At 35.4% G+C, this 17,793-nt stretch carries 19 protein-coding genes; all 19 read left to right on the top strand.

Annotated features, from left to right (window positions below; all coding sequences use genetic code 11):
- The first annotated feature begins 4 nt into the window (after nucleotides 1-4).
- The 19 genes from nosZ (at nucleotide 5) to IPM56_12260 (ending at nucleotide 17,527) form a co-directional block, all read left to right on the top strand.
- The gene (nosZ, locus tag IPM56_12350) at nucleotides 5-1,963 is read left to right on the top strand and encodes a Sec-dependent nitrous-oxide reductase (protein QQS35042.1); all 1,959 of its coding nucleotides are present in this window, start codon (nucleotides 5-7) and stop codon (nucleotides 1,961-1,963) included.
- Nucleotides 1,963-2,538 (top strand): hypothetical protein, encoded by a 576-nt coding sequence (locus IPM56_12345; protein ID QQS35041.1) that lies wholly within the window; start codon nucleotides 1,963-1,965, stop codon nucleotides 2,536-2,538. Before nosZ ends, IPM56_12345 begins: the two co-directional genes overlap by 1 nt.
- A gap of 14 nt (nucleotides 2,539-2,552) precedes the next feature.
- Nucleotides 2,553-2,885, top strand: coding sequence for a cupin domain-containing protein (locus IPM56_12340; GenBank protein ID QQS35040.1), 333 nt, complete (start codon nucleotides 2,553-2,555; stop codon nucleotides 2,883-2,885).
- A gap of 44 nt (nucleotides 2,886-2,929) precedes the next feature.
- Nucleotides 2,930-3,514, top strand: a complete 585-nt coding sequence (locus IPM56_12335) for a hypothetical protein (GenBank protein ID QQS35039.1) — start codon at nucleotides 2,930-2,932, stop codon at nucleotides 3,512-3,514.
- Nucleotide 3,515: 1 nt separating this feature from the next.
- On the top strand, nucleotides 3,516-3,965 hold the full coding sequence (locus tag IPM56_12330) for a nitrous oxide reductase accessory protein NosL (protein ID QQS35038.1): 450 nt from the start codon (nucleotides 3,516-3,518) through the stop codon (nucleotides 3,963-3,965).
- Between the two features lie 2 nt (nucleotides 3,966-3,967).
- A complete protein-coding gene (nosD, locus tag IPM56_12325; protein QQS35037.1) occupies nucleotides 3,968-5,209 on the top strand; it encodes a nitrous oxide reductase family maturation protein NosD in 1,242 nt (413 codons plus the stop codon).
- A complete protein-coding gene (locus tag IPM56_12320; protein QQS35036.1) occupies nucleotides 5,206-5,922 on the top strand; it encodes an ABC transporter ATP-binding protein in 717 nt (238 codons plus the stop codon). The genes nosD and IPM56_12320 overlap by 4 nt, the downstream gene beginning before the upstream one ends.
- Nucleotides 5,913-6,698, top strand: a complete 786-nt coding sequence (locus tag IPM56_12315) for an ABC transporter permease subunit (GenBank protein QQS35035.1) — start codon at nucleotides 5,913-5,915, stop codon at nucleotides 6,696-6,698. Before IPM56_12320 ends, IPM56_12315 begins: the two co-directional genes overlap by 10 nt.
- Nucleotides 6,699-6,774: 76 nt before the next feature.
- Nucleotides 6,775-7,200 carry an Rrf2 family transcriptional regulator gene (locus IPM56_12310; GenBank protein ID QQS35034.1) on the top strand — a complete coding sequence of 142 codons (426 nt, stop codon included), beginning with the start codon at nucleotides 6,775-6,777 and terminating at the stop codon, nucleotides 7,198-7,200.
- A 51-nt stretch (nucleotides 7,201-7,251) separates the two neighbouring features.
- A complete protein-coding gene (locus tag IPM56_12305; GenBank protein QQS35033.1) occupies nucleotides 7,252-8,481 on the top strand; it encodes a DUF438 domain-containing protein in 1,230 nt (409 codons plus the stop codon).
- Nucleotides 8,482-8,494: 13 nt separating this feature from the next.
- On the top strand, nucleotides 8,495-8,746 hold the full coding sequence (locus IPM56_12300; protein QQS35032.1) for a DUF2249 domain-containing protein: 252 nt from the start codon (nucleotides 8,495-8,497) through the stop codon (nucleotides 8,744-8,746).
- 15 nt (nucleotides 8,747-8,761) lie between these two features.
- The gene (locus IPM56_12295) at nucleotides 8,762-9,874 is read left to right on the top strand and encodes a 4Fe-4S binding protein (protein QQS35031.1); all 1,113 of its coding nucleotides are present in this window, start codon (nucleotides 8,762-8,764) and stop codon (nucleotides 9,872-9,874) included.
- Nucleotides 9,875-10,017: 143 nt separating this feature from the next.
- The gene (locus tag IPM56_12290) at nucleotides 10,018-10,449 is read left to right on the top strand and encodes a hemerythrin domain-containing protein (GenBank protein QQS35030.1); all 432 of its coding nucleotides are present in this window, start codon (nucleotides 10,018-10,020) and stop codon (nucleotides 10,447-10,449) included.
- Nucleotides 10,450-10,461: 12 nt separating this feature from the next.
- Nucleotides 10,462-11,061, top strand: a complete 600-nt coding sequence (gene nrfH / locus IPM56_12285; protein QQS35029.1) for a cytochrome c nitrite reductase small subunit — start codon at nucleotides 10,462-10,464, stop codon at nucleotides 11,059-11,061.
- 17 nt (nucleotides 11,062-11,078) lie between these two features.
- On the top strand, nucleotides 11,079-12,554 hold the full coding sequence (gene nrfA, locus IPM56_12280) for an ammonia-forming cytochrome c nitrite reductase (GenBank protein ID QQS35028.1): 1,476 nt from the start codon (nucleotides 11,079-11,081) through the stop codon (nucleotides 12,552-12,554).
- Between the two features lie 184 nt (nucleotides 12,555-12,738).
- Nucleotides 12,739-13,179 carry a hypothetical protein gene (locus IPM56_12275; protein ID QQS35027.1) on the top strand — a complete coding sequence of 147 codons (441 nt, stop codon included), beginning with the start codon at nucleotides 12,739-12,741 and terminating at the stop codon, nucleotides 13,177-13,179.
- Between the two features lie 67 nt (nucleotides 13,180-13,246).
- Nucleotides 13,247-15,457, top strand: coding sequence for a TonB-dependent receptor (locus IPM56_12270; protein QQS35026.1), 2,211 nt, complete (start codon nucleotides 13,247-13,249; stop codon nucleotides 15,455-15,457).
- Nucleotides 15,458-15,483: 26 nt separating this feature from the next.
- Nucleotides 15,484-15,810, top strand: a complete 327-nt coding sequence (locus tag IPM56_12265; GenBank protein ID QQS35025.1) for a YHS domain-containing protein — start codon at nucleotides 15,484-15,486, stop codon at nucleotides 15,808-15,810.
- A gap of 454 nt (nucleotides 15,811-16,264) precedes the next feature.
- Nucleotides 16,265-17,527 (top strand): T9SS type A sorting domain-containing protein, encoded by a 1,263-nt coding sequence (locus IPM56_12260; GenBank protein ID QQS35024.1) that lies wholly within the window; start codon nucleotides 16,265-16,267, stop codon nucleotides 17,525-17,527.
- Nucleotides 17,528-17,793 lie beyond the last annotated feature (266 nt).

Below are 17,793 nucleotides of genomic sequence, written 5' to 3'. Positions count from 1 at the left end.
TAAAATGAAACCTTCAGGTAATTTCTTTTTGCTGACTTTTATAGTTGCCGTAATAATTGTCAGCTATATCGGTTGTAACAACAGTAAGCAAAGTTTTTCGGGGGATGTATCATCGCAGGTATATGTCGCACCAGGAACATATGATGAATTTTATACTTTTATGTCAGGTGGGTTCAGTGGTCAAATGACCGTATACGGTTTGCCATCCGGAAGAAAATTTAAAGTGATGTCGGTATTTGCCCAAAACCCTGAAACAGGGTATGGCTATTCTGAAGAAACCAAAGCAATGTTGAATACTTCTTACGGATTTATTCCCTGGGATGATGCCCATCATCCACAACTTTCACAAACTGATGGTGTTCCCGATGGAAGATTTGTTTTTATTAATGGCAATAATACTCCGCGTATTGCCAAGGTAGATTTAAAGGAATTTGAGACAACAGAAATAATTGAAATCCCGAATTCCGCAGGTAATCATGGGTCACCATTCATTACGCAGAATACTGAGTATGTTATTGCATCAACAAGATTCAGTGTTCCGATTCCTCAAAACGATATCCCGATTTCATCTTATAAAGAAAACTTTAAAGGCTCAATCAGTTTTATAAAACTCGACCCTAAAACCGAAATGATGAATCTTGAATTCCAGATAATTGTCCCTGGATTTAATTATGATCTTGCTAGAGGAGGTAAAGGACCTTCAGGTGATTGGGCATTCTTCACAAGCTATAACAGTGAGCAAGCTAATACTCTGTTGGAAATAAACGCATCAAAGAATGATAAAGATTTTATTGCGGCGGTTAACTGGAAGCTTGCTGAAAAATATCTCAAAGAAGGAAAAGCCAGAACGATGCCTGCTGAGTATTACCGGAATTATATGGATCATAAAACTCAAACAGCCGTTTCAGTTAAGAATACTGAAGTAAAAGTTTTAGACCCGAAAGAATGTCCCGGTATGATTTATTACCTGCCAACTCCAAAATCTCCGCACGGAGTTGATGTTGATCCAAGCGGTGAGTACATAGTTGCTGGAGGAAAACTAGCGACTGTAATTCCCGTTCATTCATTTTCAAAAATGATCAAAGCAATTGAGAATAAAGAATTTGATGGTGAGATACAGGGAATCCCGATCCTTAAATATGAATCAATAGTTGCCGGTGAAGTTAAAGATCCCGGTTTGGGACCGCTGCATACTGAATTTGATGATAAGGGATATGCTTATACATCAGCATTCATTTCTTCTGAAATTGTAAAATGGAAAGTTGGAACATGGGAAGTTGCGGATAGAATCCCTGTTTATTATTCAATCGGTCATTTAAATATTCCCGGAGGCGACAGTAAAAAACCCTGGGGAAAATATGTAATTGCTCTGAATAAAATTACAAAGGACAGATATCTTCCAACCGGACCGGAACTTACACAATCAGCGCAGCTTATTGATATAAGCGGTGACAAGATGAAGCTGCTTTTAGATTTTCCTACTGCCGGTGAACCGCATTATGCACAAAGTCTTCCTGCTGATCTTGTAAAGGATAAAACAATTAAGTTTTATAAGATTGAAGAAAACATGCATCCGCATGCAACTAAAAAAGAGAAAGACAGCCGCGTTGAAAGAAAAGGAAATGAAGTGCACGTTTATATGACAGCGATGAGAAGTCATTTCGCACCGGATAACATCGAAGGTATTAAAGTTGGTGACGAAGTTTATTTCCATATAACGAATCTTGAACAGGACTGGGACGTACCGCATGGATTTGCTGTGAAAGGTAATAACAATGCAGAATTGCTAATTATGCCTGGACAGACACGAACACTTAAATGGATTCCCTCAAAAGCAGGTATTCATCCATTCTACTGCACTGACTTCTGTTCAGCCTTGCATCAGGAAATGTCAGGCTATATTCGGGTTTCACCCCAGGGTTCAAATGTACAACTGTCTTATAGTTTAGGAGATAATAAGTAATGAATTTAAAGTTTTTAATCATCACCGCACTTGTTATTTTTTCATTCAATACAATATCCAATGCACATTGTGATTCAGTTGAAGGCCCTGTAATAAAAGCTGCCCAAAAATCTTTGGAAACAGGAAACGTAAATTATGTACTGATTTGGATACCTGAAAAAGATGAGCCGGAAATCCGCCGGCTCTTCAATAAGGTTTTACAAAATCGCAATCTTAACAATGATGTAAATAATTTACTGACAAATTATTTCTTTGAAACGGTAGTAAGGCTTCATCGGATGGGTGAAGGTGTTGCGTATACAGGAATAAAAGATGCAACCTTTAAACCAGAACCTGGAATATCTGAAGCTGATAATGCGATTGTTCTCGGTTCGTTAGGAGAAATATCTTCTTCTCTGCCGGACGAAAAGTATGCTGAACTGGAAGAATATTTTTCTGAAGTAATAAAGAAAAAAAACTACAATACAGATGATCTCCAAGCTGGAAGGGATTATGTCAAATCCTATGTTCATTTTATACATTATGTAGAAGAACTTTTTACAGACTCAAAAAATAAATCAACACATTGCCACTAATAAAAAAGAATGATATGGAAACGATGACAGAAAATATCGAATCAATTAAAAGTAAAAAACTAGCTGACGAAATAATGTATAATGAAAATTCAATCGTCAGCAAGCAGATAGTAAAAAAGCCAAATGGAAATGTTACACTATTTGCGTTTGCAAAAAATGAATCGCTCACCGAACATATCTCACCATTTGAAGCCCTGGTCTTTATGGTTGACGGTAAAATGGAAATTAAAATCGGTGGTGAACCTGTTATAGTTAATACTAACGAAATAATTCTGCTTCCAGCAAATATTCCGCACGGACTGATTGCATTAGAAAACTCTAAAATGTTACTAACTATGATTAAGTGATAAGAAAAAGTTGTACTGATCATAAAATCTGGGAATGAGCTATTATGAATACCAAATCGAAAATACTGACTGCATTTGCTTCACTGATATTATTACTGACATTTTTTTTTCCGATATGGCAGATTGATTTAAATGCTCCGCAATATCCCGAAGGGTTGGGTTTAAGAATCTGGCTTAATGAAATAGGCGGCTTGAAACCTAATGACCTCCAGTCAATTAATGGTCTGAATCATTATATCGGGATGAATGTCATTGAACCTGAATCAATTCCCGAATTAAAAATAATGCCGTTTGTAATTCTTTTTATGATCTTGTTTGGATTGTACAATGCTTATGCAGGCAAACCATTTCTGCTCAAGATATGGATAGTACTTTTTCTTGTTGTGTCAGTTGCCGGATTGATCGACTTTTATATCTGGGGTTATAACTATGGACATAACCTCAATCCAGATGCGCCGATCAAAGTGCCTGGCATGACTTATCAACCTCCTTTAATCGGTTCCAAACAACTACTGAACATTAACGCTGTTTCTCTACCTGCAATAGGTACATATGTGATATTAATTTCAATGACAATTACCGCGTTTGCAGCTTTTTCAAAATCATTCAGGCTTAAGGAGAAAGTCTAAAATGAAAACAAATATTATACTGATGTTAATCCTATCATCATTGTTATTTTCGTTCGGATGTGGTCAGGATCCTCAACCTATTGAATATGGGGTTGATAACTGTAGTCATTGTATGATGCAGATAACGGACAATAAGTATGCAGCCGAACTGATAACAAAAAAAGGTAAATGTTTTAAGTTCGATGCAGTTGAATGTCTTGTCCAGCATCTGCTTGAAAATGATTCTGAAGAAAATAAAGATGCTGCGTTATGGATAAACGACTTTTCTGAGCCTTCTCAGTTCATTAATGCAAAAGATGCTTTTTATCTTCAGAATGAAAAATTCCATAGTCCAATGGGATTTAATGTTCTTGCTTGCGGCGACCATAACAAGTTAAAAAAAATCAAAGATGAACATGGTGGTGTTGAGTACGACTGGAATTCACTTGTTGAATTGGTTAAGAAGATGTAATAATGTTTTTACGAACCACGATATCGATTTTGATTTCTGTTTTATTTTTTGTGATCAATCTAAATGCGAAAGAGATTGTCGTTAATAAAAACGGAAAAATAAAATCAATAAAAGAAGCGATAAAAATTTCTAAAGATGGTGATGCCATAATTGTGAAAAGGGGAAACTATTATGAGGGCAACATTATCATCGATAGAAAAATAAAAATTACAGGCATTGACTTTCCCGTTGTTGATGGCGGCGGCAAAGAAGAAATCCTGACCATTAAAAGTGACAGTGTGGAAATCATCGGTTTGCTTTTGCGGAATGCAGGTGTCAGCTATTTAAAAGAAAATTCAGCAATTAAACTCGAAAATGTTTACGGCTGTAAAATTAAAGGCAACAAACTCTATAATAATTTTTTTGGAATTTATCTTTCTAAGTCATCGCAGACTATAATATCTGACAACTACATTGAAGCTTATGGTAAAGGAGAAACATCTTCCGGAAACGGGATTCATCTCTGGTACAGTAAAGATGTAATAATAAATAACAACCGGATAAAGGGACACCGTGATGGTATCTATCTCGAATTCACCAGTAAAGCTTTCATCCATTCAAACATAAGTACTAATAATCTGCGGTATGGTTTACATTTTATGTTCTCTGATGAGTGTAAATATGAAAGCAACCGATTTTCTTTTAACGGTGCTGGCGTGGCTGTGATGTATTCCAAAAGAGTTGAGATGACTAAAAATACTTTTAGTGACAACTGGGGACAAGCTTCTTACGGGATACTCTTAAAAGATATTAGTGAAAGCAGAATTATAAAAAACCTTTTGAAAAAAAATACTACAGGTATATATATCGAAGGCTGTTTAAGAACTTCTATTGAAAATAATATTTTCGAAAGTAACGGCTGGGCTGTAAAACTTATGGCAAATTCTTCTGACAATATTTTTTCGAAGAATGATTTTATTTCCAATTCGTTTGACATAGCCACAAACAGCAGGCAAAACTTTAATACGTTTAAAGGAAATTACTGGAGTAACTATACTGGTTACGATCTTGATAAAAACAGTGTGGGTGATGTTCCATACAGACCTGTAAAACTTTATTCCATCATTACTGAAAAACAAAAACCTTCACTTATCCTTATGCACTCTTTGTTCATTCAAATAATTGATGTTGCTGAAAGTGTTATTCCATCACTTACTCCTGAAACACTTGTTGATTCATCACCTTCTATGAAGAGAATAAATTGATTGAAGTAAAAAACATAGAAAAGAAATTCGGTAAACTTGAAGTTCTTCGCGGAGTTTCATTTAAAGTTAATGCCGGTAAGATTACCGCGATTGTCGGACCCAACGGTTCAGGTAAAACGACAATTATTAAAACAATTCTGGGACTAGTAAGACCCGATTCCGGTGAAATTATTTTTTCTGAAAAAAATATAATCGGTCGGCATTTATACAGAAAAGAAATCGGTTACATGCCGCAGGCAGCAAGTTTTCCGGATAATCTTTCTGTGCGTGAACTGATTAAAATGATAAGCAATCTAAGGAATGAAAGTGAGTTAAAAGCTTCACCGTACATTGATGTATTTAATCTTGCACCTGAATTAAATAAAACATTGCGTAATCTTTCCGGTGGAAATAAACAAAAAGTCAGCGCACTTATCGCACTGATGTTCAATCCATCAGTACTAATTTTAGATGAACCAACTGCGGGACTTGATCCTGTTGCAAGTAGTAATCTTAAAGAGTTATTACAGATTGAAAAAGAAAAAGGAAAAACAATAATTCTTACATCTCACATTATGGCAGAAGTGCAGGAACTTGCGGATGATATTATGTTTTTACTCGATGGAAGAATTCAGTTTAACGGAAGCCTTCGTTCACTTTTGACAAATAAAGGTGAGACCAAACTTGAAAAAGCTATCGCAGCTATGATGAAGGATGTTAAAGTATGGAATTAGTAGTAAAAATTTTCAGGTATGAATTAAACAATTCTATTCGCAGCAAATGGACTATACTATATTCTGTATTTTTCTTTTTACTTAATTATATCCTATTAAGTTTTGATTCAGGCAGCGGAAGAAGCGCTATAAGTATGATGAATATTGTTTTGATTGTTGTTCCTCTTGTCAGCCTTATTTTCGGAGCCATCTATGTTTACAATTCAAGAGAATACATCGAAATGATATTGTGTCAGCCAATTGACAGAAAATCGCTATTCATCGGACTATATCTTGGCAACACAATTCCTTTATCTTCAGGGTTTATGTTTGGCATGATGCTTCCGTTGTTATTGACAACAACTTTTGAAAACCTATTTCCGTTTTTAATTCTTACTTTCTGCGGTGTTGCACTCACGTTCGTTTTTACATCTGTTGCTTTCGGTGTATCAATAAAAATAAACGATAGGGTAAAGGGATTTGGTATTTCAATACTTACCTGGCTTTTACTCGCTGTTATATATGATGGGATATTATTGTTCATCATTTATTATTTCAGCGACTATCCAATAGAAAATGTTGTGCTGGGGGTAAGCATGCTAAACCCGATTGATCTGGCAAGAATAATCTTCATTTTGAATTTTGATGTCTCCGCACTGATGGGTTATACCGGTGCGTTGTTCCAAAAATTTCTAGGAGAGCAGACCGGATTTTTCATCTCAATTATCTCACTGTTATTGTGGTGCTTCATTCCAACTTATTTCGCCTACAGAAAATTTCTTAAAAAAGATTTCTGAAATATTTAACAATTCTGTTGACAAAGTGAGAAAATACGCATATTTTTAATCAGACAATATTATCTGATTAAACATTATGACTGTAATTTTTTCAAAAAAATGTGAATACGGACTTCAGGCTGTTCTTTACTTAGCTACTAAAGAAAGCGATGAAGTTGTTCCATCTGATGATATAGCTCAAAAATTATCTATACCAAAAGAATTCGTTTCAAAGATATTGCAAAGTCTTACAGAGAGTGGAATAGTTCATTCAAAAAAAGGGAAGTCCGGTGGATTTTTCCTTGCTAAAAATCCATCGCGTATTCACTTGATAGATATTGTCGCAGCTATTGACGGACTTGAAATATTTGATAAGTGTGTACTCGGTTTTCCTAATTGTTCGCCGGATAAACCTTGTCCGCTGCATGATACGTGGGGTGAGTTACGAACCAAAGCTTATGATATGCTGACCAAAGAAACCATTGATCAGTTCAAAGAAAAGACATTAAGAAAAATTAATTGAAAAATTTTTATGTATAAATCAGATAATAACATCCGATAAACAAGGAACAATATGAGTGAGTTTATAAACAACAATGAAATGAAACTGAACCTTTTAAAAGATAAGATAAGGCAAATAGGAAGTGAAGAAGATTCACAATTAGTAAGTGAAGAACTCAAATCACTTCTTAATGAAGTCAGCTATGAAGATGTAATAAAAGTTGAACAGGAACTTTTTGAAGAGGGAATCAACAGGGATAAAATGCTTGAATTGTGCGACCTTCATACAGCAGCATTAAAAGGTCTAATAAATCCTGAAGCTAAAACTCAGGATACTCCCGGTCATCCTGTTCACACATTTAAAAAAGAAAACCAGGCAATCAGGAGAGAAATTGAAATTCTTCAATCACATTTCAACAAAGTGAATGAAATGTCTCCAGATAAAAATGCTGATGAAATTTTTCTGATAATCAGAAGTTCATTTAATAACCTGATGGATATTGAAAAACATTATCTGAGAAAAGAAAATCTTTTGTTTCCATTCCTTGAGAAATACGGAATAACAGGACCTTCAACTGTGATGTGGGGTAAACATGATCAGACAAGGGAGATGTTAAAAAATTGTATAAGTGTAATGAACGCACTGGAAAATCCAACTATCGAAGACTTAAATAGTATTATTGAATTAGTTATGAAACCCACTGTCAAATCCATCGATGAAATGATCTACAAAGAAGAAAAAATTCTTTTTCCGATGTCTCTTGATACACTTAAGGAGGAAGATTGGCTGCAGATATATAACCAGGGTGACGAGATCGGTTATTGTTTGTATTCTCCTGTACACAAGTGGCATCCTGAAAATGTGAACGTTTCAGCAACGAGTGAGATAATAGATAATGCAAAAATAAAACTGCCGACGGGTATATTTAATCTTGATGAACTGACAGCATTATTCAATGCAATGCCGGTGGATTTAACATTCGTTGATAAAGATGATAACGTAAAATTTTTCTCTCATGGCGAAGACAGAATTTTCCAGCGTAACAAAGCCATACTTGGAAGAAAAGTTCAGTACTGTCATCCACCTGGAAGTGTTCATATCGTAGAAAAAATACTTAATGATTTTAAAAACGGAGTTCAGGATAAAGCATCATTCTGGATAAACTTTAAGGAGAGATTTATTTATATCAGATACTATGCAGTTCGCGATGATTCAAAAAATTATCTTGGAACACTCGAAGTAACACAAGACGTGACGGAATTAAGAAAGCTCGAAGGTGAAAGAAGAATTCTTGAATATTAATGAAAGGATGATAATGAAAACAGAAATTGATTTGAAGCCCGAAACTATAAAAGAAGTTTACAATGCTATCAGTGACCTCGAAGCGGGAATTCATCCGCTCGCAAAAGTAATGAATTCTATCAATGAGCTTAAAGAAGAGGAAAGCTTTTTATTAATAACACCCTTTCTTCCTGCACCTCTGATAGAAAAAGTTTCTGAGAAAAATTTCAAAGTAAAAAGTGAACCACAGGATAATGGCAGTTACAATACATACATCTGGAAATAACGATTGAGACGTGCGATGAAAGAAAAGCAAAAGATAATAAGGAATAGCGAAAAGGGAATTCAGAAAATCAGGTTTACTGTGCAAATCCTGTTTGCGTTGTTATGTATATGGATTGGAATCGAGTTTTACTTTTTCACACAATACTTTGAGACGAATGGAGCGACACAGTTCTATGAACGTCCGCCGGGTGTTGATGGGTTCCTTCCAATCAGTTCATTTATGAGTTTCTATTTATTTCTTTCAACAGGTGAAATTCATGCTTCACATCCTGCCGGGTTTTTCATTTTTTCAGGAATAGTTTTGATGTCACTCGTATTTGGAAAATCTTTTTGCAGCTGGATGTGCCCTGTCGGGTTTATTTCAGAATTGATCGGAGACTTTGGTGAAAAAATATTTAAGAGAAAATTAAAACTGCCTAAGTTTTTAGATTATCCTCTCAGAAGTTTAAAATATCTGTTGCTGGCGTTTCTTACTTACTCCGTTTTATTTTTAATGAGTGATCTTGCAGTGAAAGCTTTTCTTGACAGCCCTTACAACGCGGTTTCAGATATTAAGATGTACTACTTCTTTGCTGATATTTCGCGTACTTCTTTAATTGTAATTGGAACACTTTTCATTCTCTCAATTTTTATAAGAAATTTCTGGTGCAGATTTCTTTGTCCTTACGGTGCTTTACTTGGAATTACTTCATTACTCAGTCCGAACAAAATTAAGAGAAACGCTGTAAGTTGTATTGACTGCGGATTGTGTTCAAAAGCATGTCCCTCTGCAATTAAGGTTGATAAAGTGAAAACAGTTTTTTCGGATGAGTGCAGCACGTGTATGAGTTGTGTTGATGTTTGTCCCGTTAAGGATACGCTTGATTTAAAATCAATTCTTCCTTCAAAGAAAAAAATATCTAAAAAAATTGTAGCGGTTGGTGTAGTATCAATATTTATGGTTGTTACCGGAATTGGAATGATAGCAGGGTTATGGCAGAATAAAATTACTTCTGAAGAGTATATGATGCATTATAAACAAATGAACAGCTATGGACATCCGACCGGAACAAAAGAAATGAAACATTTGAATGAACAGGTAACCCGCGAAAGACTTGAGCAGGAATTAAAAAATGGAATGAACAATTAATAAATTATAAAACTAAAAAAACTAATTTTATTTGACTGCTAACAAATTTAATATTCATAATGGTTGCTTACGAAAATGAAATCTATTAGTTTGAAAAAAAGATTTAGACACTTCATTACTAAGCATGGATCTGACAGCATTTTATGAAAAGACATGGTAATCTTATCGCTCTTTCGCATGATCATCATCACGGGTTAGTACTTGCTAACCTGATAAAAATAAATGCCCCCGTTTACAAAGGTCTTCCAAATGATCTTCCGGGCAAAATTGAATACACAAAAAATTTTTTTAATACAGAGTTGATCCGTCATTTCAATGATGAAGAGGAAATCCTATATCCGCTGGTGAAGGGGAAGTCTAAGGAAATTGACATTTTATTTACTGAAATATTTTTCGAACACATTCAGATAAAAAAATTAGTTGAACAGCTTGACTCATCATCTGATCAAATAACCATTCTTGACAAACTTGGAAGACTGCTTGAAAATCACATCAGAAAGGAAGAACGGGAATTATTTGTTATGATTGAAAATGAAATCAATGAAAGTGAATTGAATAAACTTGTATTCAAATAATAATATAGATTTATGAACCTGAAAAAAATAATATCCTCCTTAATTCCTCCACCGCAATGGAGAGCGCCTGTGATAATCGCCATTGGTGTAATATTTGGATTAGGATTTGTGATCGCACATATTTCAAATGCTACATCATATCTTTCCGATGACCCCAAAGCCTGTGTAAATTGCCACGTAATGAACCCGCAATTTGCAACGTGGCAGAGGAGCAGTCATGCAAGGGTTACTACATGTAACGACTGTCATGTACCACACGATAATTTTATCAGAACCTATCTATTTAAAGCGAGTGACGGATTACGTCATGCAACTATGTTTACTTTCAGACTTGAGCCGCAGGTAATAAGAATTCATGAAGCCGGGAGAAATGTTGTTCAGGAAAATTGTATCCGATGTCATTCTGATCTTATCAATCAAACAAACTTAATCACAATGACAGGAGAATCAGCCGACCATGGAAATGGAAAGCTTTGCTGGGATTGTCACCGGGAAGTGCCGCACGGGCGTGTGAACAGCCTGTCATCATTTCCTTTTGTCAGAGTTCCACAACTGACACCGGTTATGCCTGAATGGATAGAAAAAAATATTTCAAATGAAAAATCAAACTAATTCTTTATGGAGCAGTAATGAGCAAATTTCAAAAATTAATCACAGAGAAACCCTGGGTTGCATGGTTTTTATTTTTAGGAACAATCGCGGTTGTATTTCTTGTAGGTCTTTTTGGTGCCTCGATACTTGAAAGAAGGACTGAATCTGTTCAGCAATTTCAATTAGTAAAAACAATACCGGATTGGGAACCCCGCAATGAAGTTTGGGGAGAAAATTTCCCGCGTGAATATCAAACATATCTTAAAACACGGGATACTTCTTTCGCAAGTAAATACAATGGCTCTGTAATGATTGATGAACTTGAACGAGATCCGAATATGGTAATTCTGTGGGCTGGTTATGCATTCTCGCACGACTATAATCAATCACGCGGTCATTATTATGCAGTAACCGATATTCGCAACACTTTACGTACTAGAGTTAAGCAGCCTGCAACCTGCTGGACTTGCAAAAGTACAGATGTTCCAAGAGTTATGAATGAAATGGGCGCTTCCAATTTTTATAAACAACCATGGAAGGATATGGGTTCACAAATTGTTAATCCTATAGGCTGCCAGGATTGCCACGAACCAAACACAATGAATCTGAGAATTACACGACCTGCACTTGCTGAAGCTTTCAGCAGGATGGGGAAGGATATAAAAAATTCAACGCAACAGGAGATGAGATCGCTGGTTTGTGCTCAGTGTCATGTTGAGTATTATTTTGGTGGTGAAGATCATACATATCTTACATTTCCATGGGATGACGGATTCACTGTTGAAGACATGGAAAAATATTATGATGAAATTGAACATAAAGATTTTGTCCATGCATTAAGTAAGACACCCATTATCAAAGCACAACATCCAGGTTATGAAATATTCAAAGTAGGGATACATGGTCAACGAGGTGTTTCCTGTGCAGACTGCCACATGCCTTATATGAGTGAAGGAAGTGTAAAATTCACAGATCATCATATGCAAAGCCCGCTTAATAATATTTCAAGAAGTTGTGCAGTTTGCCATCGCGAAAGCGAAGAAACTCTAATGAGTAATGTGTATGAACGTCAGGATAAAAACAAAGAACTGCAGGACCTTGCCGAAGGTTCACTTGTCAAAGCTCATATCGAAGCTAAAACAGCGTGGGATAATGGTGCTACAGAAACTCAAATGAAACCAATTCTTACATTAATAAGACATGCACAATGGAGATGGGATTTTGCAACTGCATCGCACGGTGCAAGTTTTCACGCACCTCTTGAAGTAGCAAGAATACTTGGCACATCGATAAAAAAATCTGAGGAAGCAAGAGTAATACTTTCAAAACTCCTTACAGAATTAAAAGTGTCCACACCTATTCAAATGCCGGATCTTACAACAAAGCAAAAAGCGCAGGAATATCTCAAGCTGGATATCCAAAAATTCAAAACTGAAAAAAAAGAATTTATATCAACAGTTATTCCTGAATGGGATAGACAGGCAGCGGACAGAGAAAAAAAGATGAACCAATAATTTTTATTGAAATAAGTACTGCTGATAAAAGGTAAAAGTCCGTTTATAAATTTGATTTAGTAAATAACACCGTCATTATGCGTATATCAGCAGTATTTATAAACATTAGTTTAAATTATGTAACATTTGTGCAGGCATTATCATTGCTTGGTAGCAATTAATGTTTTAAGTTTACGACTGTATGATGAAAAACCGGATCAAAATATTAACACTGACATTTTTGTTTGTACTTTCCACTACGGGATTACCTTTAGTTTCACATTACTGTTCAGTTATAGGTAAATCATATAGCAAGTGCCCCGGTTGTGAAGATTCTCAAAAAGTTGTTTCTAATTGCTGTGAGGAAGAAGCAATAATTTACAGGTTGATTGTAAAAGATCAGACATCAACATGCTGCTTTGACCAATTTGAATACAAAAAAATTGAAGATAATTTTTCACAATCCAATTTCAAACTTGTACCAGGCATAAAGTTATTTACAATCTTAGACAATCAACTGCCATCTGAAAACGAAAATGTTTCAGGTTTAAATCCTGATAAAAATGAAAACCTTCCACCGCCCAGGTTCGGAAAAAAACTCCTTCAAAAATTACATCAGTTAAAAGTAGATCTGCCTGTTTGCTGATCACGGGAAATTTTTTCCCCAAGTAAGCTAAATCAATTATTTAATCGATTTTAAAAACAGGATTTCTATGAGACTATATATTTATTTAATGTTCATAATACTAACTGTTTCAGGTGCAAGAGCACAAACTCTGAAAGGATTTGTATTTGAACTTGACGAAAATGAAAAAAGAATCCCGCTTGCCGGTTCTAATGTTTATTGGGAAGGTACACAGATGGGAGTATCCACTGACTTAAATGGTTTTTTCGAATTGAAAAAAATCGAGTCAGATCATCTTCACCTTGTTGTAAGTTATATCGGTTATAAACCCGACACACTTGATATTCCAAATGATCTTGATAGCATTGAAATTGTTCTTTCCGTGAACAGGGAACTCCAGGAAGTTGTCGTTTCAGGAACTTCACTCTCAAAATATTTTGATGAATTAGATGCGCGGCAAACTGAAGTGATCACATCAAAAGAACTGCTTAAAGCCGCTTGCTGTAATCTTGCAGAAAGTTTTACAACTAATGCAAGTGTTGATGTACAGTTCCAGGATGCAGTCACCGGTGCGAAACAAATTCAACTGCTTGGTTTAGCAGGAACATATACTCAAATGATGATCGAGAATATTCCGACACTTAAGGGAATAGGCAGTGTATTCGGTCTTGGTTATGTTCCCGGACCCTGGATGACTCATATAAGTATATCAAAAGGATCGGCTTCAGTAGTTAATGGATATGAATCTATCACCGGCCAGATAAATCTTGATTATAAGAAACCTGATGATATGGAGCGACATTACTTTAATGTATTTCAAAGCTCACATTATAAAATGGACTTGAACGCAAACTCAGCCGTTCAGTTATCTGAAAATCTCAGTACACTGTTACTTGCTCATAGTGAGTTCAATCAAAAATCTCTTGATCATAATCACGATTCGTTCGCAGATCAGCCAAAAGTTAAACAGTTTAATTTTATGAACAGGTGGAAATACCAGTCATTCACAGGATTTGAATCACAATTCGGAGTCCAGGTGCTTGACGAAAAAAGACGCGGCGGACAAATATCTTCGACACACTCCGGTCTTCATCAGGGAGAAGATTACAAAATAAATATAGATACAAAACGCTACGAAGTATTTGCAAAAAATGGTTTTGTTTTTGATGATGAACCTTATACAAGTATGGGATTAATTTTAAGTGCGCAGTTCCACCAGCAAAATTCTTTATTTGGAAAAAGGATTTATAATGCTGATCAAAAATCATTTTATTCAAATCTTTTATTCCAGTCAAACAGCAGCGACGGTATTCACTCAATAACTGCAGGTGGAAGTTATGTGTACGATCACTACGATGAAAAATTTGATACTCTGAATTTTATAAGAAATGAATCAAGACCCGGTGTATTCGCCGAATATAATTTTTCACCAGAATATTTTATATCTGTTGTACCCGGTGTCAGAGTTGATTTTCATAATTTATTCGGAACTTTTTTTACTCCGAGAATTCATATCAGATATGCAATCGATGAAAACACTACACTACGACTTTCCGCAGGAAAAGGATATCGCTCAGTAAATATTTTTTCTGACAATCTTAGTTACCTTGTTAGTTCAAGGAAGTTTGTGATTGTAAATCAGCCTACGTATGAAGAAGGTATAAACTATGGATTCAATCTGACGAGGTATATTACCATAGCCGATAAAGATATGAGAGTAACATTTGATTATTACAGGACTGAATTCCAGAAGCAGACTGTTGTGGACATTGACACTGATGCAAGGGAAGTCAGATTTTATGATCTTAACGGAAGCTCATATTCGAATAATTATCAGCTGGAAATTTATTATCAGTTATTTGACAGGCTGGATATCGGTGCTGCTTACAGGTACACGGATGTTAAAACCCAATACGGTCAATCATTACTTACCAAACCGCTGATAGGAAAATACAAAGGACTCTTAACGTTGTCTTATTTTACAGATGAAAGAAACTGGGTATTTGATTCCTCCTTTTTACTTAACGGCGGAGGAAGAATTCCTTCAACAGTTCAGAATCCGGTTGAACATCAGAGAAAAGAAAGTTTTGGTTCATACATTAATATCAATGCTCAGTTGACAAAAAAACTTGACATACTTGAATTGTATCTTGGTGTCGAGAATTTAACAGACTTTAAACAGGATAATCCTGTTATCTCGCCGGATGAACCATTTGGTGAATACTTTGATGCTTCATTAGTTTGGGGACCGGTTGAAGGCAGAAAGTTTTATGCAGGTTTACGTTTAAGTATTTTTTAAATCAATAAATAAAGCACGAGGCAAAAATGAACAAAATATTATTAATAATAATCGTCTTAACACTCAGTATTAATTTAGATGCTCAGGAAAAGAACAAATCCACACAAACTGAAAAGGAAAAACATTCTACTTCAATCGATAGTTCAAAGGTGACAGACAATAAACAAAAAGAAATCTGGAATGAATTATGTCCTGTTCAGGGAAACAAAGTGGAAAAAGATGTTCCGACTGTTGAGCATGATGGAAAAGTTTATGGTTTCTGCTGTCCAGGCTGCGACACCAAGTTTGCAAAAAATCCTGAAAAGTATGTAAATAATCTGAGTAAGGATGGAAAAAGATTTCTCAAAAAATAAATTGTGATTAATCTTGTATGAAAGGATTATCCGTATAGGGTAATCCTTTTTTATTTTTGAGTATTTTGTGTTCAAATGATTGATGCAGCTGTAATAATTTTTTTTAATCTGCACTTTTGATTTTTACTTCAGATGATTATATTATTTACGAGAATTATATAATAGAATTGTTTTGATTGATCTGTTTTGTAATTATGATTCCACTCTGATCTTTTGTGTGCAATAAAAAGTCTTATCTGATTTATAATTGATGAATCTCTATAAGACAAAAGTTAATTGAGATATTTTCTAAGACTCAATTTTTACTGGAGGCATATTGGTTCAGAAACTAATCCAGTCTATACTATTCCTGTCGGGCTTTATCTGATAATTCATGCAATTGATAATTGAAATCACAGATTTGAAATATCAATCTTAATTAATTAATTCTTAACAATAAAATGGAGTGAGTGCGATGAAAAAAAGTTACTTGGGAGTTCTGTTAGCTGCAGTTCTTTTCGGCTCTGTCACTTTTGCTCAGGTTACGGTATTTAGTGATAATTTTGATTCTTATGTTGCAGGTCAAAGAGTTGCCTGCCAGAATCCTACTGAATGGACAACCTGGAGTAATTCACCCTGCAGTACCACTGAAGACGCTCTTGTCTCAACTAATTTTGCGTATAGTGGTGCAAATTCATTTGTGATAACGCAAAATATTGATTTTGTAAGATTACACAACGGAGCAAATGGTTATACATCCGGTAAATACAAACAGTCAATGCGTGTTTACATTCCTGCAGGTAAAGCGGGTTACTGGAATACATTATCTGACTTTACATTCACAACAGGTGGATACTGGGCATTTGAATGTTACTTTAATGTGGGAGGTGCTGGTGTTTTCTCAACTGCCACAGACTTTAACTTTACATGGACACCTGCAACATGGATGCTGGTTGAGGTTGTAACTGATCTTGATAACAATACTGGAGAATTCTGGCTTAATGGTACACTCCAAACTTCGTGGGTATGGACAGCCGGTGCAACAACCGGAACCGGTCCAATGAAATTAGACGCATCTGATTTCTTCGGCGCAACAGCAAATGATGAAATGTATGTTGACAACTATACTGTCACCAATGAAATAGTTCCAGTAGAACTCACTTCATTCACAGCTCAGGCAGGTTCAGGTGAAGTAACCCTAAACTGGTCAACAGCAAGTGAACTGAACAACTTAGGATTTGAAATCCAGAGAAGAACAGTCACCGGCGAACAGACAGGTGAATGGACAATGGTAGGCTTCAAAGAAGGACACGGCACAACATCAGAAGCACAGAACTACACTTATAGTGATGATGTAAGAGACATCAACGCAGATGCAGTAGTATACAGACTGAAACAAATAGACTTCAATGGAAACTATGAATATAGTCCTGAAGTACTGGTAGATAACTTAGTCCCGCTTGTATATGGATTAGAGCAGAACTATCCGAATCCATTCAACCCGAGCACAGTGATAAAATACAATTTACCATCAGAGAACTATGTAAGCCTGAAGGTGTATAACACATTAGGTCAGGAAGTAGCCACATTGGTAAATGAAATAATGGGAGCCGGCAGTCACGAAGTAAGCTTCAATGCAAAAGACTTAAGCTCGGGAATCTATTACTACACATTGAGAGTAAGTGAATCAAACGGAAATGAAAAAGTATTCACTAACAAAATGATGTTGATGAAATAAGAGAATTTCATATCCTATTTACAAACCCCTGTTCTGCAGGGGTTTTTTTATGATCAATAAAATAAAAACAGTTAATAATTATGAAGTATTGTGAGTATAAAAAACACATTTTCATTTAATCACAGGTAGATTATATTATTGCCGTAATATTTATTGAATAATTATGTCATCTCACTTTTACACTGATCAGAATTTTTTTTCTTCAAGAGCAAATCAAAACACGTTTTCATCAGATAATCTCAGACTAAAAATTAAATTCATTGAAC

This window comes from Ignavibacteriales bacterium (genome assembly GCA_016700155.1).
In the GTDB taxonomy this organism is placed as follows: Bacteria; Bacteroidota; Ignavibacteria; order Ignavibacteriales; family Ignavibacteriaceae.
This window is presented reverse-complemented; position numbering and strand designations above follow the sequence as displayed.

Excerpts from the sequence above, each read along its gene's own strand:
- IPM56_12270 (QQS35026.1), top strand. The coding sequence starts at position 13,247 with ATGAGACTATATATTTATTTAATGTTCATAATACTAACTGTTTCAGGT.
- nosD (QQS35037.1), top strand. The coding sequence starts at position 3,968 with ATGTTTTTACGAACCACGATATCGATTTTGATTTCTGTTTTATTTTTT.
- nrfH (QQS35029.1), top strand. The coding sequence starts at position 10,462 with ATGAACCTGAAAAAAATAATATCCTCCTTAATTCCTCCACCGCAATGG.
- IPM56_12290 (QQS35030.1), top strand. The coding sequence starts at position 10,018 with ATGAAAAGACATGGTAATCTTATCGCTCTTTCGCATGATCATCATCAC.
- IPM56_12345 (QQS35041.1), top strand. The coding sequence starts at position 1,963 with ATGAATTTAAAGTTTTTAATCATCACCGCACTTGTTATTTTTTCATTC.
- IPM56_12330 (QQS35038.1), top strand. The coding sequence starts at position 3,516 with ATGAAAACAAATATTATACTGATGTTAATCCTATCATCATTGTTATTT.
- IPM56_12260 (QQS35024.1), top strand. The coding sequence starts at position 16,265 with ATGAAAAAAAGTTACTTGGGAGTTCTGTTAGCTGCAGTTCTTTTCGGC.
- IPM56_12315 (QQS35035.1), top strand. The coding sequence starts at position 5,913 with ATGGAATTAGTAGTAAAAATTTTCAGGTATGAATTAAACAATTCTATT.
- IPM56_12335 (QQS35039.1), top strand. The coding sequence starts at position 2,930 with ATGAATACCAAATCGAAAATACTGACTGCATTTGCTTCACTGATATTA.
- IPM56_12310 (QQS35034.1), top strand. The coding sequence starts at position 6,775 with ATGACTGTAATTTTTTCAAAAAAATGTGAATACGGACTTCAGGCTGTT.
- nrfA (QQS35028.1), top strand. The coding sequence starts at position 11,079 with ATGAGCAAATTTCAAAAATTAATCACAGAGAAACCCTGGGTTGCATGG.
- IPM56_12305 (QQS35033.1), top strand. The coding sequence starts at position 7,252 with ATGAGTGAGTTTATAAACAACAATGAAATGAAACTGAACCTTTTAAAA.
- IPM56_12340 (QQS35040.1), top strand. The coding sequence starts at position 2,553 with ATGGAAACGATGACAGAAAATATCGAATCAATTAAAAGTAAAAAACTA.
- IPM56_12300 (QQS35032.1), top strand. The coding sequence starts at position 8,495 with ATGAAAACAGAAATTGATTTGAAGCCCGAAACTATAAAAGAAGTTTAC.
- IPM56_12295 (QQS35031.1), top strand. The coding sequence starts at position 8,762 with ATGAAAGAAAAGCAAAAGATAATAAGGAATAGCGAAAAGGGAATTCAG.
- IPM56_12265 (QQS35025.1), top strand. The coding sequence starts at position 15,484 with ATGAACAAAATATTATTAATAATAATCGTCTTAACACTCAGTATTAAT.
- nosZ (QQS35042.1), top strand. The coding sequence starts at position 5 with ATGAAACCTTCAGGTAATTTCTTTTTGCTGACTTTTATAGTTGCCGTA.
- IPM56_12275 (QQS35027.1), top strand. The coding sequence starts at position 12,739 with ATGAAAAACCGGATCAAAATATTAACACTGACATTTTTGTTTGTACTT.